Annotated in this window: 21 protein-coding genes; 8 read left to right on the forward strand and 13 right to left on the reverse strand. The window is 27.3% G+C overall.

The features are described 5' to 3' along the window. The first annotated feature begins 324 nt into the window (after positions 1-324). Genes BFL38_RS10710 through mltG form a run of 3 tightly spaced genes read left to right on the forward strand, consistent with a single transcriptional unit; the run spans position 325 to position 4,666 of the window. Positions 325-2,355 (forward strand): hypothetical protein, encoded by a 2,031-nt coding sequence (locus BFL38_RS10710; protein WP_069727028.1) that lies wholly within the window; start codon positions 325-327, stop codon positions 2,353-2,355. Between the two features lie 27 nt (positions 2,356-2,382). Then, the gene (gene hisS / locus BFL38_RS10715) at positions 2,383-3,633 is read left to right on the forward strand and encodes a histidine--tRNA ligase (RefSeq protein WP_069727029.1); all 1,251 of its coding nucleotides are present in this window, start codon (positions 2,383-2,385) and stop codon (positions 3,631-3,633) included. 25 nt (positions 3,634-3,658) lie between these two features. Further along, positions 3,659-4,666, forward strand: coding sequence for an endolytic transglycosylase MltG (gene mltG, locus BFL38_RS10720; RefSeq protein ID WP_069727030.1), 1,008 nt, complete (start codon positions 3,659-3,661; stop codon positions 4,664-4,666). A gap of 49 nt (positions 4,667-4,715) precedes the next feature. Here mltG and trpS read toward each other — a convergent pair whose 3' ends face one another. Further along, a complete protein-coding gene (gene trpS / locus BFL38_RS10725) occupies positions 4,716-5,714 on the reverse strand; it encodes a tryptophan--tRNA ligase (RefSeq protein ID WP_069727031.1) in 999 nt (332 codons plus the stop codon). 118 nt (positions 5,715-5,832) lie between these two features. After that, complete coding sequence (locus BFL38_RS10730; RefSeq protein ID WP_069727032.1) at positions 5,833-6,819, reverse strand: PSP1 domain-containing protein; 987 nt, start codon at positions 6,817-6,819, stop codon at positions 5,833-5,835. 193 nt (positions 6,820-7,012) lie between these two features. Between BFL38_RS10730 and BFL38_RS10735 the strand changes: the two genes are divergently transcribed. The 3 genes from BFL38_RS10735 to mnmH all read left to right on the forward strand — a co-directional run bounded on the left by BFL38_RS10735 (position 7,013) and on the right by mnmH (position 9,524). After that, on the forward strand, positions 7,013-7,621 hold the full coding sequence (locus BFL38_RS10735) for a hypothetical protein (RefSeq protein ID WP_069727033.1): 609 nt from the start codon (positions 7,013-7,015) through the stop codon (positions 7,619-7,621). Positions 7,622-7,760: 139 nt separating this feature from the next. Next, complete coding sequence (gene trhA, locus BFL38_RS10740; RefSeq protein ID WP_069727034.1) at positions 7,761-8,435, forward strand: PAQR family membrane homeostasis protein TrhA; 675 nt, start codon at positions 7,761-7,763, stop codon at positions 8,433-8,435. Positions 8,436-8,495: 60 nt separating this feature from the next. Further along, positions 8,496-9,524 (forward strand): tRNA 2-selenouridine(34) synthase MnmH, encoded by a 1,029-nt coding sequence (gene mnmH, locus BFL38_RS10745; protein WP_069727035.1) that lies wholly within the window; start codon positions 8,496-8,498, stop codon positions 9,522-9,524. Positions 9,525-9,587: 63 nt separating this feature from the next. Here mnmH and BFL38_RS10750 read toward each other — a convergent pair whose 3' ends face one another. The 3 genes from BFL38_RS10750 to BFL38_RS10760 form a co-directional block, all read right to left on the reverse strand. After that, the gene (locus BFL38_RS10750) at positions 9,588-11,717 is read right to left on the reverse strand and encodes a methyl-accepting chemotaxis protein (protein WP_069727036.1); all 2,130 of its coding nucleotides are present in this window, start codon (positions 11,715-11,717) and stop codon (positions 9,588-9,590) included. A gap of 154 nt (positions 11,718-11,871) precedes the next feature. After that, entirely contained in the window at positions 11,872-12,567 is a 696-nt protein-coding gene (tsaB, locus tag BFL38_RS10755; RefSeq protein WP_069727037.1) for a tRNA (adenosine(37)-N6)-threonylcarbamoyltransferase complex dimerization subunit type 1 TsaB, read from the reverse strand. Then, positions 12,564-13,031 carry a YaaR family protein gene (locus tag BFL38_RS10760; protein WP_069727038.1) on the reverse strand — a complete coding sequence of 156 codons (468 nt, stop codon included), beginning with the start codon at positions 13,029-13,031 and terminating at the stop codon, positions 12,564-12,566. Before BFL38_RS10760 ends, tsaB begins: the two co-directional genes overlap by 4 nt. A gap of 224 nt (positions 13,032-13,255) precedes the next feature. Here BFL38_RS10760 and BFL38_RS10765 point away from each other — a divergent pair, with 224 nt between their 5' ends. Next, a complete protein-coding gene (locus tag BFL38_RS10765; RefSeq protein ID WP_069727039.1) occupies positions 13,256-13,951 on the forward strand; it encodes a YggS family pyridoxal phosphate-dependent enzyme in 696 nt (231 codons plus the stop codon). Positions 13,952-14,318: 367 nt separating this feature from the next. Here the strand turns inward: BFL38_RS10765 and BFL38_RS10770 are convergent, their stop codons facing one another. Beyond that, positions 14,319-14,846, reverse strand: coding sequence for a hypothetical protein (locus tag BFL38_RS10770; RefSeq protein WP_069727040.1), 528 nt, complete (start codon positions 14,844-14,846; stop codon positions 14,319-14,321). Positions 14,847-16,089: 1,243 nt separating this feature from the next. On the opposite strand from BFL38_RS10770, the gene BFL38_RS10775 reads away from it, so the two are divergent. Then, positions 16,090-17,124, forward strand: a complete 1,035-nt coding sequence (locus BFL38_RS10775; RefSeq protein WP_069727041.1) for a LacI family DNA-binding transcriptional regulator — start codon at positions 16,090-16,092, stop codon at positions 17,122-17,124. A gap of 32 nt (positions 17,125-17,156) precedes the next feature. Here BFL38_RS10775 and BFL38_RS10780 read toward each other — a convergent pair whose 3' ends face one another. The 7 genes from BFL38_RS10780 to BFL38_RS10810 all read right to left on the reverse strand — a co-directional run bounded on the left by BFL38_RS10780 (position 17,157) and on the right by BFL38_RS10810 (position 24,645). Next, complete coding sequence (locus tag BFL38_RS10780) at positions 17,157-17,909, reverse strand: ABC transporter ATP-binding protein (RefSeq protein WP_069727042.1); 753 nt, start codon at positions 17,907-17,909, stop codon at positions 17,157-17,159. A gap of 18 nt (positions 17,910-17,927) precedes the next feature. Beyond that, on the reverse strand, positions 17,928-18,686 hold the full coding sequence (locus tag BFL38_RS10785; RefSeq protein ID WP_069727043.1) for an ABC transporter ATP-binding protein: 759 nt from the start codon (positions 18,684-18,686) through the stop codon (positions 17,928-17,930). A gap of 19 nt (positions 18,687-18,705) precedes the next feature. Beyond that, positions 18,706-19,500 (reverse strand): ABC transporter permease, encoded by a 795-nt coding sequence (locus tag BFL38_RS10790; protein WP_069727044.1) that lies wholly within the window; start codon positions 19,498-19,500, stop codon positions 18,706-18,708. Between the two features lie 12 nt (positions 19,501-19,512). After that, entirely contained in the window at positions 19,513-20,346 is an 834-nt protein-coding gene (locus BFL38_RS10795; protein WP_069727045.1) for an ABC transporter permease, read from the reverse strand. A 28-nt stretch (positions 20,347-20,374) separates the two neighbouring features. Continuing rightward, entirely contained in the window at positions 20,375-21,418 is a 1,044-nt protein-coding gene (locus BFL38_RS10800; RefSeq protein ID WP_069727046.1) for an ABC transporter substrate-binding protein, read from the reverse strand. A 39-nt stretch (positions 21,419-21,457) separates the two neighbouring features. Continuing rightward, positions 21,458-22,879: a sulfatase family protein gene (locus BFL38_RS10805; RefSeq protein ID WP_069727047.1), complete on the reverse strand. Its 1,422-nt coding sequence runs from the start codon at positions 22,877-22,879 to the stop codon at positions 21,458-21,460. Positions 22,880-23,295: 416 nt separating this feature from the next. Beyond that, positions 23,296-24,645 carry a hypothetical protein gene (locus BFL38_RS10810; protein ID WP_069727048.1) on the reverse strand — a complete coding sequence of 450 codons (1,350 nt, stop codon included), beginning with the start codon at positions 24,643-24,645 and terminating at the stop codon, positions 23,296-23,298. Positions 24,646-24,678: the final 33 nt, after the last annotated feature.

Consider the following 24,678-nt stretch of genomic DNA (forward strand, 5'->3'; position numbering starts at 1 on the left):
AACTCCGTAAATATAGTATATTAACATAATTCTATATTATGTTAATGTATATGTCAATAGTATTTAAATGTTTTAATTTACCAAGATGCTAAAATTCGCCTAAAATTCTAATTTTTTATATATTATCATAATATTTTCTTATGTAAACTGCAAATTTAAATTATTTATACTTATCATTTCACTATACAAATTAATATTTAGTTTAACAATATACAAAAATATTTTATTACACTTGATATTATATTTTTTTATAGTAAAATATCTTAAGTTTTTTAACAGATGTCGATATTTTAAAGAATAGTTAAAAAATATTCGGAGATAACAATGAAAAAAGTTATTGCATTTTTATTGCTGCTATATTTCCCGCTATTTTCTCAAAATGGCATAACATTCCCAGATTATATAGAAGATTTACAAAATAAATCTCCTAAAAAATCTATAGATTGGTTTAAGAAAAATTCTTATTCTGATGAATATGGTGTAAATGAATATGTATTTGATTTCTATAGGGGAGTAAGCAGATATTTATCATTTGTAAAATTTGGAAGTGCCAGAACAGAAGTTAATAGGGCAGCAAGCGATTTTAGAAAGGCTTTAGAACTTCCTAATGACCCTGTATATTCTTATAATGATAGAGCTTTCCTATATTTAGGCGGAATACTTACTATATTACCTGGCGACAAAGAACTTCCTGCAAGGATATTTAAATACTATGCTGATAATTGTACAACTTCAAATCCGCACTATCCTACAGCAATATATTGGAGCATGTATTTAAGTTATATTACTCCGATGGTTTATGAAAGCTATTATGAAACTTTGAATATACTGTCAAAAAATCCAAATAATAAAATATATGACTATTTTTCAGGTGAAAATAAAACTATAAATGAAATGATGAAAAAATTGCAATCTCCTGAAAATATGACTCAGAAAGTTTATGAATGGACTACTTCTAATATGGATGTTTATACATTAATTAAAAACTCTATTCCTATACTTCCGGAAGAAGAAGGTCTTTCTGTATTTACTGCACAGAAATTCGATACTTTTGAAAGATATTCTCCTGCCAAGAATATTGATGAAATAGAAAAAGAAATAGAAAAAAATGAAAATGCTGAAATGGATTTAGTACAAACTGAAATAGAACCGGAGGAAAAAGAGGAATTAGATGAGCTTCAGGATATAGCTAAAAGTGAAATAACTCCTGAATACCCTTCAAATAGAAAAATACATTCAATAGAAAAAGAAATAGTAGATGAAATAGTTATAAATGATCCTGAAACTATTGAATATAAAACTAATATACTAAGAGGAACAAAGGAACAAAAAGATATTCCAGAACCTACAAATATAGAAACTAGAAATGAAACCTTATATCCATTAACTATTTTAATAGATAAAAATCCTAATAATGGTCCTATAAATGTTAATATAGAAGATTATTCATTTAATACTGAAGTTTCTACTAATTTTGTTATAGAGGTTTCTGAAGGGATGTATGAAGCTTATATATCTTTTGCTGATAAATTATATACCAATGCTGTGAAAGTTGAAAAGGATAAATATAATCTATTTTCTATAATAATAGAAGATCATAATACAGCAAATGATATAAACGAACTAAAAGAAGAAATAAAAGAAGAATTAGTCAAAGAGGAAAAGAAAGAAGATGTTTCTTTAACAGTAGGAAAAGAAAATACTCCTGTTAATAAATATGATGGGAATGCTGAAAACACAAGAAACATAATAAGAGAAGTATTATCAAGACCTGCCAAAGTAGCAACAGAATGGTTTAATACAAATCCTTATAATGAATATATGGGAATATCTGTAGAAGAATACGCATACTATAGAGGAGTTGCATATTATTCAAGATTTTTAAATGAAGGAAGAATATCCTCTGAATTTGCTGCTCAGGCCAAATCAGATTTAACATTTGCTTACAATAAAAAAGATAATTCTAATCTCTTAATGAGAACAAGACTTTATTTAGGTGCTGTTAATCTATTTGCTTATAATAATTTATATGAAGCTGATAAAATGTTTGCTGAAGTAGGTTCTTCTTTAACTGAAGATCATAGATATTATCCTACTGTTATTTATTGGAGAAGCAGAATAGGTACGGCAGATGATGCTAAATTAGCTGAATTTTCAAAAATACTTTCATCAAAACCTGCCGATACTCAAATATTAGATTATTCTTCTACAATGTTTAAAGATTTGTCAGTTATGCCTTCTTATGAGGAAAGAATAACAGGAATTAGAGCAGTTAGGAATTCAAAACCTATATATGATCCGCCAAATAATGTATATAAAGCAGGAAGCAGCAAAACTCAGGAAGTTTTAAATTAAAAAATAAAATAATTAGGATTAGTGAATATGTTGGAGATAAAAAAACCTAGAGGTACAAACGATTTTTTCTATGATTCTTCTAAAAGGCTTGAATATATAGAAAATAAAATAAAAAATATAGTAAAACTTTACGGATACGGCAGAATAAGAACGCCTTTATTTGAGTATACAGATCTTTTTACAAGAGGAATAGGAGAGGGTACTGATATTGTAGGAAAAGAGATGTTTACATTTGAAGATAGAGGAGGAAGATCTCTAACATTAAGGCCTGAAGGTACTGCTTCTGTGGCTCGTGCTTATGTTGAAAACTCTATGCAAAATGAGTTTGCTATAAATAAATTATTTTATTTGGGAACTATGTATAGAGCAGAGCGTCCTCAAAAGGGAAGATACAGGGAATTTAATCAATTTGGAGTTGAGTGTATTGGAAATTCATCTCCTTTAATAGATGCTGAAATTATACTTCTTAATATAAATGTATTAAAAGAATTTGGTATTAATAATGTAAACCTTCTAATAAATACTGTAGGCTGTTCTAAGTGTAAGCCCTCTTATAATAATGCATTAAAAGAGGCTATTGGAAGCAGAAAAGATCATCTTTGCGAAACATGTCAAAAAAGATATGAGGGTAATATATTAAGAATATTGGACTGTAAAAATGAAAAATGTAAGGAAACCATAAAAGATATACCAAAATTCTATGATTATGTATGTGATGAGTGTAAAGAGCATTTTGATAAATTATGTGAAGAACTTACAAGAATAGGGCAGCAATTTACTGTTGATAGTATGCTTGTAAGAGGACTTGATTATTATACAAAAACTGCTTTTGAAGTTCAAACAAATGCTTTAGGTGCCCAAAGTGCTATACTTGGCGGCGGAAGATATGATAATCTCATAGGTATATTTAATAATGGAAAAGATGTTCCTGCTGTAGGAAGTGCTATGGGTATTGAAAGGCTTTTACTTGTACTAGAAAATCAGAGTAATATTATAACTGAAAGGCTTGATGCTTTTATTGTGGCATTTAAAGAAACTGAAAATGAAGTTTTAAAAGTAATGCAGTCTTTAAGAGCTAATAATATAAGCTGTGATTATGATTTCGCTGTTAAATCCATTAGAAGTCAATTCAAATCCGCTAACAAAAGAAATGCTAAATATGCTGTTGTTCTTGGAGAAGATGAATTCAAAAGAGGAATGTGCAAATTAAAAAATATGGATAGCGGAGAAGAAAAAGAAATATCTATAAATGATATACATACAAATATAGAAAAATAATTATATAACATAAAATGAGAAAATTATGAAAAAGTTATTTATTATATTAATTATTATTGTTGCTGTGATATCAGCTTCATCTGCGGCATTCATTCAGTATATGATTAGTCCTGTCGGCGGAGATGATGAAAAAGTATACTTTGAAATAAAACAAGGTGAGGGTGCTTCTACAATAGCTAAAAAATTAGAATTGCAGGGACTTATTAGAAATTCTAAAATCTTTGTAGTATTTGCAAAATATTTAAAATATGACAGAAAACTTCTAAGCGGATATTATGAAGTTAATAGAAATATGAGTATGATAGACATCATGAAGCATCTTAATAGCGGAAAACAAGCTATGGTAAGACTTACTATTGCTGAAGGAAAGAATATTTATGAGATAGGTACTTATCTTGAAGATCAAGGCTTTACTACAAAAAAAGAATTTTTAGAAGTATGTCATGACAAAGAAATATTACAAAAATACAATATTCCTTCTGACAGTGTTGAAGGCTACATATTCCCATCTACATATTATATAGTTAAAGGCAATCCTACTAAAGTATTAGTTACTTATATGATAGATTCACTTTTTAAACAATTTCCTGACTTAGAGGAAAGAGCAAAAAAAATTGGCAGAAATGTACATGAAGTGCTTACTATGGCATCAATAGTAGAAAAAGAGATGGGACCTTTAGATGATCCTAAGCTTATATCTTCAGTATACTATAACAGATTAAATATTGACAAAAGACTAGAGGCAGACCCTACAACAATATATGCTATGACATTAGTAAAAGGTGATTATATAGAAAAACCAAATCTTAAATATGCTGACCTTCGTATGGAGCATCCTTATAATACATATAAAAACACAGGTCTTCCTCCAGGACCTATATGTTCATCTGGTGCTAAGGCTATAGAAGCAGCATTAGATCCCGCTGATACTGATTATATTTTCTTTGTTGCTGATGGAACAGGAAAACATGCATTTTCGGTTACTTATGAAGAACATGTAGAAAACATTAATAGATATATTTTAAAAAGATAAGCGATTAAGTTTTTAAAAAAGGGACTTATATATAAGTCCCTTTTTTAGATTATTTTCTTTTATCGTCAACTAAACCCATTAAATTTCTTACTTCATACAATGTTTTTTCAGCCACTTCAGAAGCATTTTTTGCTCCTTGTTTAAGTACATCATAAACATAATCTTTATCATTAGAGTATTTATTGATATTTTCTCTTATAGGCATTAATTCATCATTAATGTTTTTAGCAAGCATTCTTTTACATTGTACACATCCTATAGAGGCATTTTTACAGCTTTCACATATTTCTTTTTGCTCTTCTTCGCTTGAAAATATTTTATGATAACTGTAAACATTACATATATCAGGATTACCGGCATCAGTTTTAAGCTTTCTGTTTGTATCTGTCATAGCTTTCTGCATTATCAATTTTTCTGTTTCTTCAGCAGTTAAAGATAATGCTATATGATTATTTAAAGACTTACTCATTTTATTTTGTCCGTCTAAACCCAATATTCTTAATACTTTTCCATGATAAGTATTAGGCTCTTTAAAATATTCACCGTATCTGTTATTAAACTTTCTCACTATCATTCTTGTAAGCTCTACATGCTGTTCCTGATCTTCTCCAACAGGTACTATATCGGGGTGATAAAGCAAAATATCAGCAGCCATTAAAGAAGGGTAGGTTAATAATGCTGCATTAATATTTTCAGCATTCTTTCTTGATTTATCCTTATACTGAGTCATTCTTTCAAGCTCTGCCACAGGTATAATAGAATTAAATATCCAAGCAAGTTCTGTATGTGCCCTTACATCAGATTGTACGAATATAGAACATTTATTTGGATCAAGACCGCATGCCAAATATTCAATAGCAGCCTCTATTATTCTTTTTTGCATTTGAGAAACATCATATTCAATAGTTATAGCATGATAATCAACAATACAAAAGAATCCATAATAATCATTAAGTATATCAACCCAATTCTTTAAAGCCCCAAGATAATTACCAATATGAAGAGAACCTGTCGGCTGTATCCCGCTTAACATAACTTTTTTTGACATATTTTAATCTCCATTTAATTTTTTATTATTTCTAGCAGGTAAGTGCCTTACTTAAATAAATTAAATTACCTGCCTGTACATATTAGCTTAGTTAAAATTATAATATTATAAAATATTTTTATTCTGCTTTAATATTAGCTATTAAGAAACCTTCCTCATTTGCTTTTAAATCACTCACACTAATATATATAAGCCTTTTATCCTCTGTTTCTATTAATAATTTTTTATTTAAAGGATTTAATTCCTTTATAACAGCCGGTACATTATTAAATACTAATTTGGTTCCTACTTTAGGCAAATCTTTTTTAAGAGAACAATAAGCCTTATACTCATGAGCAAGACAGCACATAAGCCTTCCGCATTGTCCTGATATTTTCATTGTATTTAAAAGCATACCCTGTTCTTTTGCCATTTTTATTGTTATAGTTTCAAATTTTCCTTTTATTACTTTACAGCATAATTCTCTTCCGCATATTCCGCATCCGCCTATAGACCTAGCCTCATCTCTTACGCCTATTTGTCTTAATTCTATTCTAGTTTTGAAATGTGCTGCCAGATCCTTAACTAATTCTCTAAAATCTATTCTCTCCTCAGCTATAAATTCAAATAAAAGTTTAGCTCTGTCCAAAAAATAATAAGAGCTTATTAATTTTAAATCTAAATTATGATTATTTACTTTCTCTTTACATATCTTGAAAGCTTCAGCTGCATCTTCCACATTAATTTTATATTGTTCTAAATCTTTTTCATCTGCTATTCTTAAAATATTAAATATTTTATTTTTATTATTTTTAGTTTTTATATGATTATTTTCTTCTTTAGCAGCAATGTCTTTTAATTCTTCAGATATCTCATCTTCATTAATAGTTTCATTTTCTTCTTGTATATCTTCATTATTTTCTGATGCATTATCAGAATTTGTATTATTATCCTCTTCCAATAAATCTGAATCTATATCCTCAAAATTTAGTACATGTCCTATTTCTATTCCTTCATCTGTTTCTATAACACATGTATCTTTTACTTTTATATTTTCTATATGCAAATGCTCAAATTTACCTATATTGGATCCTCTGAACTTTATATGAGCTATATTTTTTATCATTTATATAATACTCCGATTAATTACAATAAATTATAATATTTAAAGTTACTATATTTTATTTTTAAGTTGATATTATTGCAAGTATTATTTTTAATAATAATGTAAAAAATATCAATTATTAAATTCTAAAATTAGTTGCTAAATATTTCATATAGTATATGATATAATCTTAATAATATATATGCAGTTCATTATGAAATTATTTTTATTCTTTCCATTGTTTTTTTTTATGATATCATGTTTAACTGCACCGGAAATTTACCTAAATAATAATGCATCATATTGGAAAGAATATGTAGCTAATAAATCATCATCAGATATTTATCAAAATATTTATAGATTTGATAAAAATGCCGACTTGGCTTATATTGTATATGGTTATAAATCAAAAATAAAATATAAATTATTTCTGATGAAAGATCCAGATGAAGCATTTTATTATAAAAATTCTACATTAAAAAGTTATATTATAGAAAGTCTGCCCTCACTCAATTTATATGAAGATGCTTTAAAGAAAAATGATTACTCTATACTATATATGAATTATTATTTTAATAGTACATTTTCTGACAGAAGTATTTATTTGCCTATAGGATTAGCATTCAAATCAGGTAATTTATATATAGCAAAAACTTATGGAGAAGATTATAAAGACAGATTATCCCATTGGCTTAGAAAAAATGGTTACGGAATGGGTAAAGAATGGATACCAGCTATAAATGTAGATTGGAATTCATATCCTATACCTATGGAGCATGAAATTGATTGGAATAATTTAGAGATTATAGGAAGATTATTCTAATATAAGTATTAAATGTATTATTAATTTTATTGAATAGTTATAATATGCTAGTAATAATATAATAATATAGTTATTTTTTTCCATTTATATTTTTTATTTATTCATTAAAATTATAAATATATAAATTAGGAGAATGTATATGGAGAAAAGTGCTGTTTATATTGATATACAAAATAAATATCATAAATCAAAAAAAATAGGGGAGTTGTACTCTGCAATATCTCATGGAATAGGTGCTTTGCTTGGTATTGCAGGACTTATTCTAATGCTTATTAAAATAAAAATGAATCCTATACCAATAATTATTTATGGAGTTGGAATAATATTTTTGTATACATTCAGTTCTTTATATCATTTCTTTCCTAACGGCAATGTCAAACAGATATTCAGAAAATTTGATCATATAGGAATATATGTCTTTATTGCTGCCACTTATACTCCTGTTTGTATATTTTCACTGCCAAAAAATATAGGCATACCAATATTATCAGTTATATGGTCTTGTGCTTCAATAGGAATATTATCTAATACGGTAATAAAATATAAAAATATAGTTTTGAGGCTTATTTTATATATATTGATGGGTTGGATAATTATATTTGCTTTCAAACCTTTAATGAATAGATTTGATATTATGCATTTAAATTGGCTTATATGGGGAGGAATATTCTATACTATAGGAGCTTTTCTATATGCTTTGGGTAAAAAATGCAATGATAAAACTAAGCAATTTACTCATGATATTTTTCATATATTTGTATTAATGGGTTCTTTTTCTCATTATTGGTTTTTATATAGTTATGTCATAAATTAATGTCTTTACTTTTTTAAGTTTTTCTATATGATATTCATCATAATAATATAAGAGGTTATTATGGTTAAAGTTATTGATATAGAAGAATTTTTAAAATTGGCAAATTATGATGAATTACCTATTATAGATGTACGCTCTCCAATAGAATATAATCATGCACATATTCCAAATGCATATAATGTATACTTATTCAATGATGAAGAAAGAAAAGATGTAGGCACTATATATAAAAAAATAGGAAGAAAAGAAGCCATATTAAAAGGATTGGAGTATGTATCAGTTAGAATGACTGATATATTAAAATCTATAGATGAAATAGGAAAAAAATATAATTCTACAAATAAAATACTTATGCATTGTTTCAGAGGCGGAATGCGAAGCGAATCTACAGCTTGGCTTTGTTCAAATTATGGATACGATGTTTATATGCTGAAAGGCGGATATAAAAGATATAGGAACTATGTACTATCTTCATTTGAAAGAGATTATAAAATATATTTGCTTACAGGAAAAACAGGAAGCGGAAAAACATTGATATTAAATAAATTAAAAGCTATTGGGTATAATGTAATAGATTTAGAAAAAATAGCAAAACATAAAGGTTCTGCATTTGGGTGGATAAATGAGGGAGAACAGCCATCTCAGGAACAGTTTGAAAATAATTTATCTTATGAACTATTAAAGTATGATATTAATTCTACAATTTGGTTTGAAGATGAAAGTCTTCTTATAGGCAGAAGGGCAATACCTAAATCTTTATTTAATAAGATGAGAGAAGCTCAAAAAATCATATATTTAGATATACCAAAAGAATACCGAGCTGAATATATTGTTAATACATACGGAGAATATGATATTGAAGATCTTAAAGAATCTATTATAAAAATAAGAAAGCGTTTAGGAGGAGAAAGATTAAAAGAATCTCTAGAGCTGCTTAATAATGGAAAGATATATGAATGCGTACTTAATATGCTTTACTATTATGATAGGGCATACAGACTTAGTATAGATGAAAATAAAGTAGTATCTATAAAATGTGAAGATAATAATTTTGATAATATAGTACAAGAAATAGTTAAAGCAATTTGAAATATTAAAATAAAAAAGCGATAGAATTTTTTCTATCGCTTTTTTATTTTTATTTAATAAAGATTAAAATGATTCAAAACCATCGGAAGTATCTTTAGAAGTATCAAATGTATTTCCAAATTCATTGTCTTTTACTGTTTTAGGAGGAGTTTGAGGCATTTTTTCTTCATGATGTTTTTTAATAGGGCTTTTTAACTCTGGTTTTGAAGCCTTAGGAGCAGAGCTTGATTTTGATGAAGCAGGTTTATTTTCTTGAACTGCTTTTGTATCTGTAGTTGGAGAAGATTTTTTTCTTTCTACTTGTGTTATATTCTTTTTAGTATTAGAGCCTCTTAATTTGAAGAATTCCATAGCAGTTACCAATTCTTCAGCTTGTGAGAATAAAGCCTCAGATGCAGCAGTAGATTCCTCTACTAAAGCAGCATTTTGCTGAGTAGTCATATCCATTTGAGTAATAGCTATATTAACTTGATCAACACCAGCCTGCTGTTCCATAGCAGTAGAGCTTAAATCCTGCATAATTTTTGCTGTTTCCTCTATTTGAACTCTCAAATTTTGGAATATTTCTTTAGATTCTCTTGCAGTCTCTGTAGCAGCAGCAATTTTTTCTTCGGAATCAGCAACTAAAGTAGTAATATCTTTAACTGAAGTTTGAGTAGTTTGAGCTAAGTTTCTAACTTCAGAAGCAACAACAGCAAAACCTCTTCCTTGTTCTCCGGCTCTGGCAGCTTCTACTGCAGCATTAAGAGCAAGTATATTAGTTTGGAACGCTATATCTTCAATTATTTTAGTAATAGCACTAATTTTAGAACTTGATTCATATACTGCTTCAATATTCTGTGTACTTTCTTCTATAATTCTTCCAGCCTCTTCAATAGCTTTTTTAGAAGTGATCATCATATTATTACCTTCTAAAGTATGTTCAGCAGAAGATTTTATTGTAGAAGCAATTTCCTCCATAGAAGAAGCTGTTTCTTCAAGTCCTGAAGCCTGATTTTCAGTTCTATTTGATAAATCTATATTACCTTGTGCCACTTCATTAGCAGATGCTTTTACAGTATAGGCACTGTCATATACTATTCTAACCTTCTCATTTAATTGATCCAAAATATTTATTAAAGCAACAGCAATCTCACCAAATTCATCTTTTCTTTTTTCAAACCCAGGAGGAGTAGACCAACTAAGATCACCTTTTGAAAGACTAGTTAAATCTACTGATAAAACATGAAGTATAGTTGTTATTTTACTTATGTAGAACACTATAACTATAGAAGCTATAACAAGTATAGCTATTGTACCGATAATGGCATATTTTTTCATAGCATTTATATGTGCAAACAACTCATCAGATTCTATACTCATAACAACAGACCAGCCTGAAACAGGTTCCTTATAAAAAGTAGCTATAGAGTCTTTGCCATTGAAAGGAGATTTAAACTCATAATATCCGGATTCATTTGCAACAGCATATTGTATATAATCAGCATTTCTTAAAACTTCGCTTCTAACATGTGAAGGGATAGGATCTGCTATAACCCATCTGTCAGGGTCCACAATAAATGGGTGTCCAGTATTTCCAAATTTTACAAGATTTAATTCCTTATCTATAAAACCCAACCAATCTATCATTGTTGATATTGCCCCAACCACATTTCCGGATGCATTTTTTATAGGTGAAAAAATCTTTACTACATATTTTGTATTATCAGCAGGGGAAGGATCTACTGTAGGAAGTACCGAAGATTGACCTGACATAACCTTTTGCCATACAGCTGTTCCTCCAAAATTTCTTGTATTTGGAGAATTAACAACCTTTCCATCCAAACTATCGGATACCACACTACCGTTAGAATCTAATACTACAATACCTTGTATATTATTATTATTTGCCACAACATTTTTAAGACTTGTTTCAAGAGCAACCCTATTTTCAGGCGTTCTATCTTGAAGGAATGTTATTAATTGAGGATATCCTCTGCTTATGGCTTCAGATGTATATATTGACTGTTCTAGCCATACATTTATCATTCTAGCATATACTTTGGTAGTAGATTCAAATCCAAATATGGCAGAACTTCTAATACCTTGAGAACCTATTCTAATAAGAAGTGTAACCAATATAATTGTCATTACAGTAACAAGCAGCATTACAAAAAATGGTATTTTTACTTTCAAGGATTGCAATTTTCTCACTTTCAAACTCCAACAATTATTTTACAAATATATTATAATACATATATATAATAACAATATTTTTTCTGAAGTCAAGATATATTTTTCATATATCGCAATAATTATCGTATATTTTTTATATATTTTTAATAATTAAAAGGAATTATATAATTTTTCATTTATTCTTTTTATTTTCAGCTTCGCTATTTCTTAGATATAAAGGCAGCAAATTGAAAATATTATCAAAGTTATTGGATTTTATTCTTGGTATTGATAATTTTATACTATTAGAAGCTCTTATTATATTGAATGATTTATCTAAGTTATTTATTTTATAGTCTTTTAAATTTTCTTTAAAATAATCTTGATTTTTATAAAATCCATCTCCGCATAAAGTAATATTTTTATCTGAACTGTCAATGGAGTTAATTATGTCTATAAACTGCTGATAGGTGAGGTCGGTATTTTCTATTATTTTTCTACTACTACTATTATATATATTGGCATAGATACTGCCTTTTCTGGCATCTATCATAGCAGCTTTTATACCTTCTTTTTCAGAAATATTTTCATATAAAGTTTCTAAACTTGAAATTCCAACTATAGGAATATTTTTAGTATAGCAAATTGTTTTTACTGTTGCAAATGCTATTCTCAATGCAGTAAAAGATCCAGGACCAATCCCCAATACAATACAACCTATTTTATCCAATGAAAAATTATTTACTTTTAAAAAGTTATCTAAAACAGGCAGTATTTCCTCATTATGATTTCTAACATCTTCTTTATTGTATTCTATTATTGAGCCATCTTCTTTTTGAATAGCTATAGAAAAGCTAGTAGATACTGTATCGAATGCTAGTATATTCATGACATTAAATCTAATACTAAACCTTTGAGTCTCATAACCTTATTTGCTATGGCTATATGGTTTTTCTGTTCTGTCATAATTAATTTATATAATGAATCAAGTTCCTCATTAATTTTTGAAACAACCTGATATTCGCGTCCTCTTCTCATGTATGATGATACTATTCTTATCCTGTATGCATCTTTTACTAATTTGTCTGTTAATGATCTTATCAAATCTCTAAATTTTTGAAAATCTTTTATATTGGCACTTTTTTCTAGCATGTTTCCAGCATCGTATATTTGTCTTTTTAATTCATCTAATTCATAAGAGTATCTTTTTATTTCTTTTTCTTCTTCAAGCATTGTTGCAAATGGAGATGATGATACAGCTACTTTCATAGAGGAAGCCATTGAAGAATCTTGTGAAGTCATAAGTATACTGTTTAAATTCATCTCTCTATTTCTTCTGTCTTGAACTCTCATTTATTTTTCTCCATAATTTATTTTTAATATATTATGTTAACTTAACATGAATCAGATAAAATTTCAATATATAATAAATCGTATTTTTATAATTTTGCTTTACTATTTTATTTATTATTAATATATGTATTACTGTATAGTATTTTGATAAAATTCTGCTTTATTGAAAAAAAAAATAAAAAGATTTATAATAAGACAAGGTATTTATTTGCGGACATTTTATTATGAACAGAGATGAAATTTTAAAAAGATATAATTTGATAGAAGATAATATTAACAGAGTAAAAGAAAAGTATAATATAAATTATGATGTAACTTTAGTAGCAGTAAGTAAATATTCTTCTATTGAAACAATAAAAGAGTTTTTATCATTAAATATAAACTTGCCATTGGCAGAGAGTAGGGCACAAAGTTTGAGAGATAGAGTAGGGGATATAGGTAAAATAAAAGATAATGTAAAATGGCACTTTATAGGACGCATACAAAGCAATAAAGTAAAATACATAGTAAAAAATGCGGATTTAATACAGAGTGTAGATTCTATAGAGATAGCAGAATGTATAAATAAAGAAGCATTAAAAAATAATAAAATACAAAATATACTGCTTCAGTTCAATATAAGCGATGAAGATCAGAAGGGCGGATTTAGAGCAGATGAATATATAGGAGTATATGAGAATATTATAAAAATGAGTAATGTATCAGTAAAAGGATTAATGGCAATAGGAAAAGATACTGAAGATACTAATATTATAGAGGAAGAATTTGAAAAACTTAACATAATATATAAGGAAATAAATAAAAAATATGATAATACTTTATCAATTCTTTCAATGGGCATGTCATCGGACTATGAGTTAGCCATAAAGCATGGTTCAAATATGGTTAGAATAGGAAGCAGTTTTTTAGGCAATTCTTGAATATTTTTGTTTTTTGAAGTAATGTAATATAACAATAAGTTTTTTAAAATAAAAAATCAAAAAGAATGTAATTAAGTTAGGCTAGGGTATAATACTGAAATACTTTAAATAATAAAATTTCACTAAGTATTATTTACAAATATTATAAGTAAAACAAATTATATTAACATAGTACATATTTTAAAAATATACGGCTGCAATAAATAAGATATATTACTGCTATGAGTAATAATAATACATTAATATTTATACTATGTAATTTCAGGAAATATATTTTTATTATTTTATGATAATAGCAAATTCCTATAAGAAAATAACCTAAAATAATAATTAGCAAAGTATTAGGCCTAAATAATAAAAATCAATATCACTGAAAACGTCTTGGTCTGTCTATTGTTATTAAATAGTTCCAAACATAGTAAAATATAGTATCTTTTGTAGCAAAGTTTTCTACAGCTTCATCTTTTTTTAGTTTTATCATACTATTAGAGAAAGCCTCATCTTTTTCTAATTCTTCTATTTTTAAGGATAATTCATCTGTATGTGCCTTTACCTTAGACATAAGTTCTACGGGAAGATTTCTCTCATAGTCTTTACTTGTTAAAGTTTCTAGGGCATATTCTATCTTGTCTGGTGTGATCCTTGCTGATATTTCTTGTTCTATTTGGGCTTCTGTATTTAGTATATTTTCAGTCCAAGTATTGAACTCATTAATCCATTCTTTATACATATTACCATATTTATCAGATTCTAAAGTATAATCATTCCTTATATCAGTTGGAAGTATATTGAGAAAATTCTTATATCTTTTTTCCATAGCGTATATAGATCCGCCGTCATTTTTGCATGATATAATTATTAAACTTAATATTAAAAAAAGTATTATTTTTTTCATTAGTGCATATCCGTAATTTTGTATTTATTTTTCTTTATTAATGATATATTATACTATAATATATAAAAAACTTCAATTGTTAATAAAATTGCTTGTATAAATATTATGTATTGAGTTTTTAACTTTTTTATTTATTATAAAAACATAATAACTTTAAGAAATTAAAAATGGAAAATCATGTAAACCCTTTAGTATATATTGGTATAGTGATAACTATATCATTGGGTTTATTATCAATATCATAATAAAGTCTATAAAAAATAACATGCATAAGTTAACATAATATACATTATCGGAATATAAATTTATTCTTTTTACGGCTTATTACAGCTTATAGCTTTTATCATTTATATTTAATATCAAAAACTTTAGCCATACTTTAATATTTCAAATTCTACTAATGCCTTAAATATTATAATTTTCTATAGATTTATTTTTTCCTTCTTACTTACTTAGAATCATTGTTTATAGTAATGACTAAATCATCACACATACACAGATTTTTATTAATTATTTATATTATATATAATAATTATAACAGTTTATTTTTATTATACAAATCATTATAAAGACTTAAGAATTCTTATATACACATATATTATATTTTTTATGCATTATATTTTTTACCAAAAATATATTATACATGCTGCAAAATGAATATGTAGATAAAATTACTGTAAATAAAATTATATTGTATATTTCTAATATTAACTGTATAAATTTACAAATTTATTATTTTAAAATTTATTATTTTATATTAAATCGATAATATTAATTATTGTATATAAATACTCAGTCCTTTGCCTAACATAATAATACAAAGTTTTGAAACATGTCTATTCTTATCTTGAAATAATACTGCATCATAATATGCTTATTTCAAAATTAATTTCATTTCTATAAGATTGTATGAACTAGCCATACGAAATGCACAGTCATACCAAACCACAACTTATTTTTCAGATGCTTTTCGTATTATCTACCCTAGCCTTATTTAATCAAATTAATAACAGCTGTAATTTTTATGCAGCATAGTATTTTTATATTATTTTCTTATATTGAGCATAAACTCATTTATAATATAACTATCTCATTAGAACAAGTATGATATATATATAATCAAATATTATCAATATATAATTTAATTATATGTTTTTTATATAATTAAAAATTATAATAAAATATTTGACATAAAAAATAAAAGCATTATATTATAATATTTAGTAAAAAAATAGGATTTTATATGGCTACAATAAGAGAAATAGCTAAACTTGCAGGTGTTTCAATAGGAACTGTTGATAGGGCTTTAAATAATAGAGGACGAATAGATCCTGAGGTTGAACAGAAAATACTTGATATTGCTAAGTCATTAAATTATAAACCTGATAAGATAGCCAAATCATTAGCCATTAGAAAAAAGAAATTTAAAATAGCTGCAGTACTTAATACTTATAATAATGTATTTTTTGAAGATGTTATAAAAGGTATAGAAATTGCTGGAAAAGAAATAGAAGAATTTGGAATGTCTGTTATTATAAAACGCTGTAAAGATTTTGATGCAGACAATCAATTAAATCTTATAGATGATGCTGTTAAAGAAGGTGCTAATGCTATGGCAATAGTTGCTATAAACGATAATAGAGTTATAAATAAAATATCAGAGCTTCATAATAATAATTTTCCTATTGTGCTTTTAAACTCTTTTATAAATAGCAATAATTGTATAGCTTATGTTGGATGCAATTATGATTTAGCAGGAGAAATAGCCGCTTCTATTTTAAATATTATATCTAATGGAAAGCATATTAATTTACTTGTATTTTCTAATAATTTTAATAAAATGCTTGGAAATAAAAAACGTGTTGATAGTTTGGTAAATAGACTTAAAACTGACTATCAAAATGTTAGGCTTCAGTCTATAATAGAAATGGAAAAAGATAATAATCTTAATTTTAATAAAAGTAAAGATTATTTATTAAAATATAGAAATACGGATGTTGTTATATGTCCCGGTGCCGAAACTAGTAAATATGTTATAAATGCCATTAAAGAATTAGGGCTATACAATAAAATAAAAATAATAACTTATGACTTTTCAGATGTTGTAAAAGAAGGACTTTTAGACAGAGGTATTATAGCTTCAATAACACAAAATCCAAAAGAACAAGGATACAGAGCAATAAAAGTTTTGTTTGAATATTTACTCACAAAAACTATACCGGATAAAAGATACACATACATAGAAACGCAAGTAATATTCAGAGAAAATTTATTATAGCATTTTATATTATTATTTATTTTTAGTATATATTACCACCATTTTATAAGTTCGGTTATCTCTTCTCTATATTCAACAAATTTAGGATCAGCAATATTTCTTGGATGCTGCAAATCTATATGTATTTCCTTTTTTATAGAAGTCGGCTTATTAGTCAATACTAAAACTCTTTCTCCCAAATAAACTGCTTCCTCAATATTATGAGTAATGAATATTATTGTAGTTCCTAAAGTTTTCCATATATTTAAAAGTTCATCTTCTAATTTAAACCTTAAAGATACATCTAATTGTCCGTAAGGCTCATCCATTAAAAGAAGTTCTGGTTCCACTGCAAATGCCCTTGCTATAACTACCCTTTGAAGCATACTAGCAGAAAGTTCGCTTGGATAAAAATTTCTAAACTTTTCAAGTCCTACCATTTTTATAACCTTATCAACTCTTTCATTTATTATATTTTCAGGCAGTTTTTTTATTTTTAATCCGAATTTAATATTATCTTCTACTTTAAGCCAAGGCATAGTAGAATACTCCTGAAATATATATGCTATATCATGTTTTTTCAAATCTACATGTTCGCCATCTATTTGTATAGCACCATAAGTAGGCTTATATAATTTTGTAAGGCTATTTAAAAATGTAGTTTTACCGCATCCAGTAGGACCTACTATGCATAAAAACTCACCTTTCATAACATTAAATGATATATCATTTAAAACCAATAAATCACCGAATTTTTTTGTAAGTCTGGAAACTTTTACTTTAACTTCTCTAGTATCATTTGTCATAAGTATATCCTTTTAATGTTATAAAGTTATATCCATATTGTCATTTATTTCATTTCTAATTTTTAAGAAATTAGGATCTGTTAATTTTCTAGGTCTTGGCAAATCTATAATATATTCTTTTTTTACAACTGTAGGACAATTTGTAAGAAGTATTATTCTATCGCCTAAATATACAGCCTCTTCAATATTATTAGTAACAAATACAACAGTTCTCTTTTCTTTCTGCCAAATTTTTTCAATTTCTTCTTCCATCATATACCTCGTTTGTGCATCCAAATGTCCGAAAGGCTCATCAAGAAGCATTACAACAGGTTCATTGCAGTAAGCCCTAGCTATACCTACCCTCTGCCTCATACCTCCTGATAATTGATTAGGATAACTATTTTCAAATCCATTAAGCCCTACTAGATCTATATAATATTTAGCTTTTTCTCTTCTTTCTTTTTTTGGTATGCCTCTTGCTCTAGGACCGAACTCTACATTTTCAATCACAGTTAAAAATGGAAATAAAGCCGTAGTCTGATATACAACACCTCTTTCAGGGTGCGGTGATGTTACCTTTTTACCATTAACTACTATATCTGAGTCTTCTGATGTTTCTAGTCCTGCTATTAAATTTATTAATGTAGTTTTTCCGCATTGACCAGGTCCGAATAATACTACAAATTCGTTTTCTTTAACTTCAAGACTAATATCTTTTATAACTTCTTTATATCCATGTTCGCTGAAAAATACTTTATTTACATGATTCATTTTTATAATAGTTTTATTTTCCATAACACAACCTAAATTAATTTTATATTCCTGTAGAATTCCAAATAGTTAATCTTTTTTCTATATATCTCATTAAAGAAGATAATAATAAACCAACTATACCTATAGTTATCATACCAGCCAAAACCTGAGGTATATTTGCAGTATCAGATCCTCTTATTATAACCCATCCTACACCTGCAAATGAACTAACCATTTCTGCTGCTAATACGCCCATCCAACTTACTGAAAAACCTACCTGCATACCATTAAATATTTGAGGCACTGAAGCCGGTAGTATAACATGCAAAAATATATCTCTGTCATTAGATCCAAGCATTTTAGCAGCCCCTATTAAAGTAGGATTAACCTGAGAACTTCCTGCATAAGCGTTTAAAGTAACATTAACAAAAGTACCAATAAATATTATAAATACTTTTGGAACCTCCCCTATTCCGAACCAAAGTATAGCCATAGGTATCCAAGCTATAGGAGGTATTTGTCTGAACACTTCAAAAAATGGTCTTACTATGGATCTTACATATTTATTTACTCCCATAGATATACCAAGTATAATTCCTGTTACAGCACCTATTGCAAAACCTGCTAATACTCTGAATATACTTATTAGTACATGACCTAATATGGTCTGCTGTCCTATATTATGACTAATACTCCATATTAAAAACTTAAATACTTCTAATGGTTTAGGTGTAGTTATTTTTATAGGGGTATAAGTTGTTAATAATTGCCATACAATTAAAAATCCTGCTATGGATATAATTGCCCAAATAGGTTTTTCAAAATCGGATAATTTAATTCTTTTTTTATCTTTCATAAATACCACCTATCATCTCTTAACAAATTTTTTCTCTAAATATCCTAATCCTACTGATAGAATAGCACCTACCGCCCCTATTGTAAGCATACCAACTATTATTAAATCAGCTCTGGCCAATTGTCTGTTTAACTGTATCATAAATCCCAAACCTCTGCTTGCAGCAAGCATTTCTGCAGCACATAGAGAAGTCCAAGATGCCCCCAATGATACTCGAAGTCCTGTAAATATATAAGGTAAAGCTGTAGGTATTGCAACTTCTTTAAGCATTTGCCCTCTTGAAGCTCCGAAAGTTTGAGCAACCCATAAATGTACCTGCGTAGTAGCTTTTATTCCGCTGTATGTGTTAATAACACAAGGCACAAATGCTGACATAAATACTATTGCTGATTTTGCTCCTAATCCTATACCAAACCATAATATCATCATAGGTATCCATGCTATAGTAGGTATTGGTCTTATAAGATCGAATAATGGAGTAGCTACTAAATTAAATTTACTAAACCAAGCCATGCATATTCCTAGAGGTATTCCTATAAGAGCACCTAAAAAATAACCTGTTAATGCTACTTGCAAAGATGCTAATATATGCTGCAATAATGTACCATTATCTGGAGCTTTGTTTGTAAGTTTATAAATAAAAGATTTAAAAACTGTATAAGGACTTGGAAGAGAATACGAAGGAAATAATTTAAATACATCTGTTATTAACTGCCATATTATAAGAAATATTACAACAGATATTACAGATATAATAAAAAATTTATTTCTCTCTCTTTTTTTATTGGCTATGACAATTTTTTCTTTTTCTCTAAGTGAGGAATTAATTATTATATTCTCTTCCATATAAAGTCCTTTACAATTATAATTATTATTAATTTAATGCTTTATTTAATAATTCAGTATCTACATTCTTATCAACAATAGGCAATTTATCTTCTGTAATAAGTGATTGGCTTGCAAAGAAGTCAGCTGTTATTCTTACAGAATCACCTGTTTTTATATTTTTAATTTCTTCTGTAGTAACAAAAGGACGAGTAGCTACTTCAGATTGACAAGCCTCTATAGTAGAGCTTGAGCCGTTTTTTGTATACCAATTTAATAATTCTTCTGCTGCCATATTAGTATCAGCTTGTAATGCATCGCATGCTTCTAAGAATGCTTTAATATATAAAACTATAGTATCTTTTTTATTATTAAATGCTTCATCTGACACTATTATTGAGTCAAACTGAGGTATATTTAATGTAGTTAAACTTGAAACTATTTTCATTCCGTCAGCTTCAGCAGAAAAAGAAGTAGGAGGATTCAAAGCAGCAGCATCTATTTTTTTTGCTTTTAATGCCTGATATGCTTGAGGGAATTCCATATGAACTATATTCACAGTATTAGGATCGACATTTATAGCTCTTAGCCAATGTATAACATTTAAATGTGATATTGTTCCAGTAGGTACAGCTATAGTTTTACCTTTTAGTGTAGCAGCATCTCCGTAAACTTCTGGAAAGTCTTTATTAACACCTTTTACAGTTAAAATGTCAGAGTCTGGATTAACTAATACTTCTATTCCGCCTTCAGAGTGTCCTATATCAGCAACAACATGAGCATTATAATTAGCTAAGGAATAAACAGAAGCAGCACTTAAAGTACCAACTTCCCACAAACCTGCACCTAATGCTTCGTTCATAGGACCGCCTGATGGAAAATATACTGTTTCAATTGTAAAACCATATTTTTCATCTAATTTATTATTTATCATATACTCAATAGGTACAGAGTTTAAAAAAGGCATTACAGATACTTTTAATGTTTTTGCATCCCCAGAAGATGATCCTCCTTTATTAGAACATGATGCTAATATAAACAAACCTGTAACTGCAATTAGCAGCGTAATAATAAATTTTGATATTTTTTTCATTTTATTATCTCCTTTAATAATATTTTATTTAAATAAAAATTACCAACTAGCATATCTTTTGTTCAGAGGATCACTGCACTCTATCAGCTTATGACACATTTCAAGAAGTAATTTATTTTTTATATCATCATATTCTTTATTAAAAAATAAATTATTCTCTTCATTAGGATCTTTTTCCAAATCATATAACTCACCATATTCTTCATCTAAAAATATAGAAAGTTTGTATTTTTTAGTTCTGTAAGTTTTTATAAATATTCCTCTATCATGAGCATCATAAGTAACAATAGCACCTTTTTTATATGTTTTCTCTTTATCTTTTCCCGTAAGTATATTTTTTATACTATGACCTTGTATACCATATGGTACTTCTTTTCCTATTAATTCCAATACTGTTGGTACTATATCTATATTTTCTATTATCTCATCACTTTTATTTTTTATAATATCTTTTCCATAAAATAGTAAAGGGGTTTTTATGAGGCAGTCATACATAAAAGGACCTTTTCTTAAAAGTCCATAATCTCCTAGATATTCTCCATGATCACTTGTAAATACTATTATTGTGTTATCCCACTCATTTTTTTCTTTTAATTTATCTATAATCCGTCCTATCTGTGCATCTATAAAACTAATCATACCATAATATAGTTTTTTTATCTCTTCAATTTCTTTTTCTGAATAGTTATGTTCTTCACCTCCCCCCGGCCAATAACCTCTGTCTCCTTGTTTAGTTAAATATTCTGGTCTTCTGCTATCTAATTTTAATTTACTGTTAAGTTCTTTAGGTTTAGCATCTTTATAAAGATCATAATATTTTTTTATAGGGTCAAATGGATGATGAGGATCTACAAAACTAACCCACATAAATAATGGGTTATCAAAATTATAATTATCTATCTCATCTATAGCTTTCTGTGCTGTCCAATAAGTTTGATGTAATTCTTCTTTTATAGGGTTAATTCCATCTTGTCCTTTACCTGTTTCCAAATTGCATCCATGACTATTTGCAAAATCTAAATACTCCCCTTGTTTATCATCTTCTGTTATATGTGTTATATCAAATCCATAATATGTTTTATCTCTTTCTCTTACCCTATCTCTTTTTGGAACATCTTCAAATTCCCAATTCAGATTTTTTAACTGAGGCCTGAAATGCATTTTACCTGAAGCTACATTGAAATAACCTTCTTTCTTTAGATGATCTGCTAGTGTTATTTCATCTTCATTTAATTCTGTGCCTATATTCCAAGCACCTGTATTCATAGGATATCTTCCTGTAAAAATTGATGCTCTTGATGGTGTGCATACAGGACTCGAACAAAAAGAATTAGTAAATACGCTTCCATTTTCTGCTAATTCATTTAATACCGGTGTTTTTACTTCATCATTTATGTATTCTATAGAATCGGCTCTCATTTGATCAGCTGTTATTAATATAATATTAGGTTTTTTATTCATTTTTTAATCTCTTTTATAGTTGCGTGTACTGTAACATTTATATTTATAGTATAGTAAATAAATCTTTGATTGTCAATTCTTTTATTAAATATTTTTGATTTTATTTTATTATTTATTAGGAATATAATAATCTTATGTTAATATTAAAATTTAATATATAAATACTTTCTTATACTATTGAATTTTTTGTTTAATAAATTAAATATATTATAATTTATTAATGTATAACAGTAATAAATAGAATATTTATTTTAAATGGACTTAATTAAAATTACATATACTTATTTCAAAATTAATTTATTTATAATTGAGGAAAGTATTCCCCTACCCGCTTAGCGTACAATACAAAAATTATTATAAAAATTAGACTGCTATTTATTAAACAGCAGCCTAATTTTATGAAATATTATTAATATTTATTTTTTAGATTTAGCTTTCATAACTTCTTCAGGTGTTAATAGTTTATCTATATAAATTTTATTATATTCGAAATAATCAAAGTCAAACATTTCGCTTTTTGATAAAGATGATGCAGAAGAAGAAATATTTCTTGCATTAATCCATATAACATCATTAGGATTAACTTCCCCTTCACTACTAACAGAATTAAAATTGCCATTCCATGCTAAATAAATATTATTTTGAGAATCCAAAACTTCTTTTTTAACTTCATTATTGTTCAAATCATATTCATCAGCATCATAAATAACGAATCCTCCAGGTGCCAAAGGCAATCCTTTACTAGGATCTGTTAAAGAATTAACAAATGCATCAAATGGGATATTTTGAACTTTAATATCTGTAAGATTACCTTTATATATATCTTTTATCCAAGAAATAAATATCTCCTCTAGACTATTACCAATATTTAAACTTTGAACAGAATTAACCAATCTAGTTTTTGAGTCTAATGAAGGACTTGAATGTGCTATGGCTCTAATAGCTTCTTTACCGCCTATATGGTTAATCCACCTCATAAATACTGACGAAGAACAATAACTAAAATAAAGAGAATTAATAGAACTTTTTTCAGTATTTATATTCCCAATAATTTCATTAATCTTCCAAGAAAAAAAAGAATAATAAGGATAGTTATTAAAAAATCTTTTTCTAGAATCGGCTGTCAAAGGTTCAAATAAAACAGATGTTGATTCTGAAAGTGCCTCGTTCATCCATACATCCATTTCCTTTCCTGAATTTTTTAAATTTACACTAGCATTAATTAAATGCTGAAATTCATGCAACATTGTACCAACTACGGCATCAGGATTATTTATACTATAAATATTTATATACATATATTTACCTTTATTAGCAGTTGCCTCGTAGTCAAATAAATCGGCTCCATAAAAAAAACCTGCAAAATCTCCAGGCTCTGAATTAGGATAAAAATTATATATCAAGAATACCATTTTATCATCATTAATACTTGGAAAAGATATTGGTTCACCATATACTCTTATTTCCTCATCATAATTTACTTCAAATTTAGTAAATAATTTCTTTACATTATCCATATCAAATGATTGACCATTTTGAATATAAATTATAGCATTATCCGATTCAGCAATTTTTTTAAACTCTGTATTAATAATATGAAGATCAGCACCTATATAAATAAGAGCATTAAATTTACTTATTTCTACATTGTTAGGATCATAATAAGTTATACCATCAATACTCTCTGGCGGATTTAAAACTTTGTTACCGCATGAGACTATAAATGTCATAGCAATAGTTAAATAGATAAATAGTAGTTTGTTCATTTTAATTCTCCATAAAATAATAATTTTTTTAAT

The organism is Brachyspira hampsonii (assembly GCF_001746205.1).
GTDB lineage: Bacteria > Spirochaetota > Brachyspiria > Brachyspirales > Brachyspiraceae > Brachyspira > Brachyspira hampsonii_B.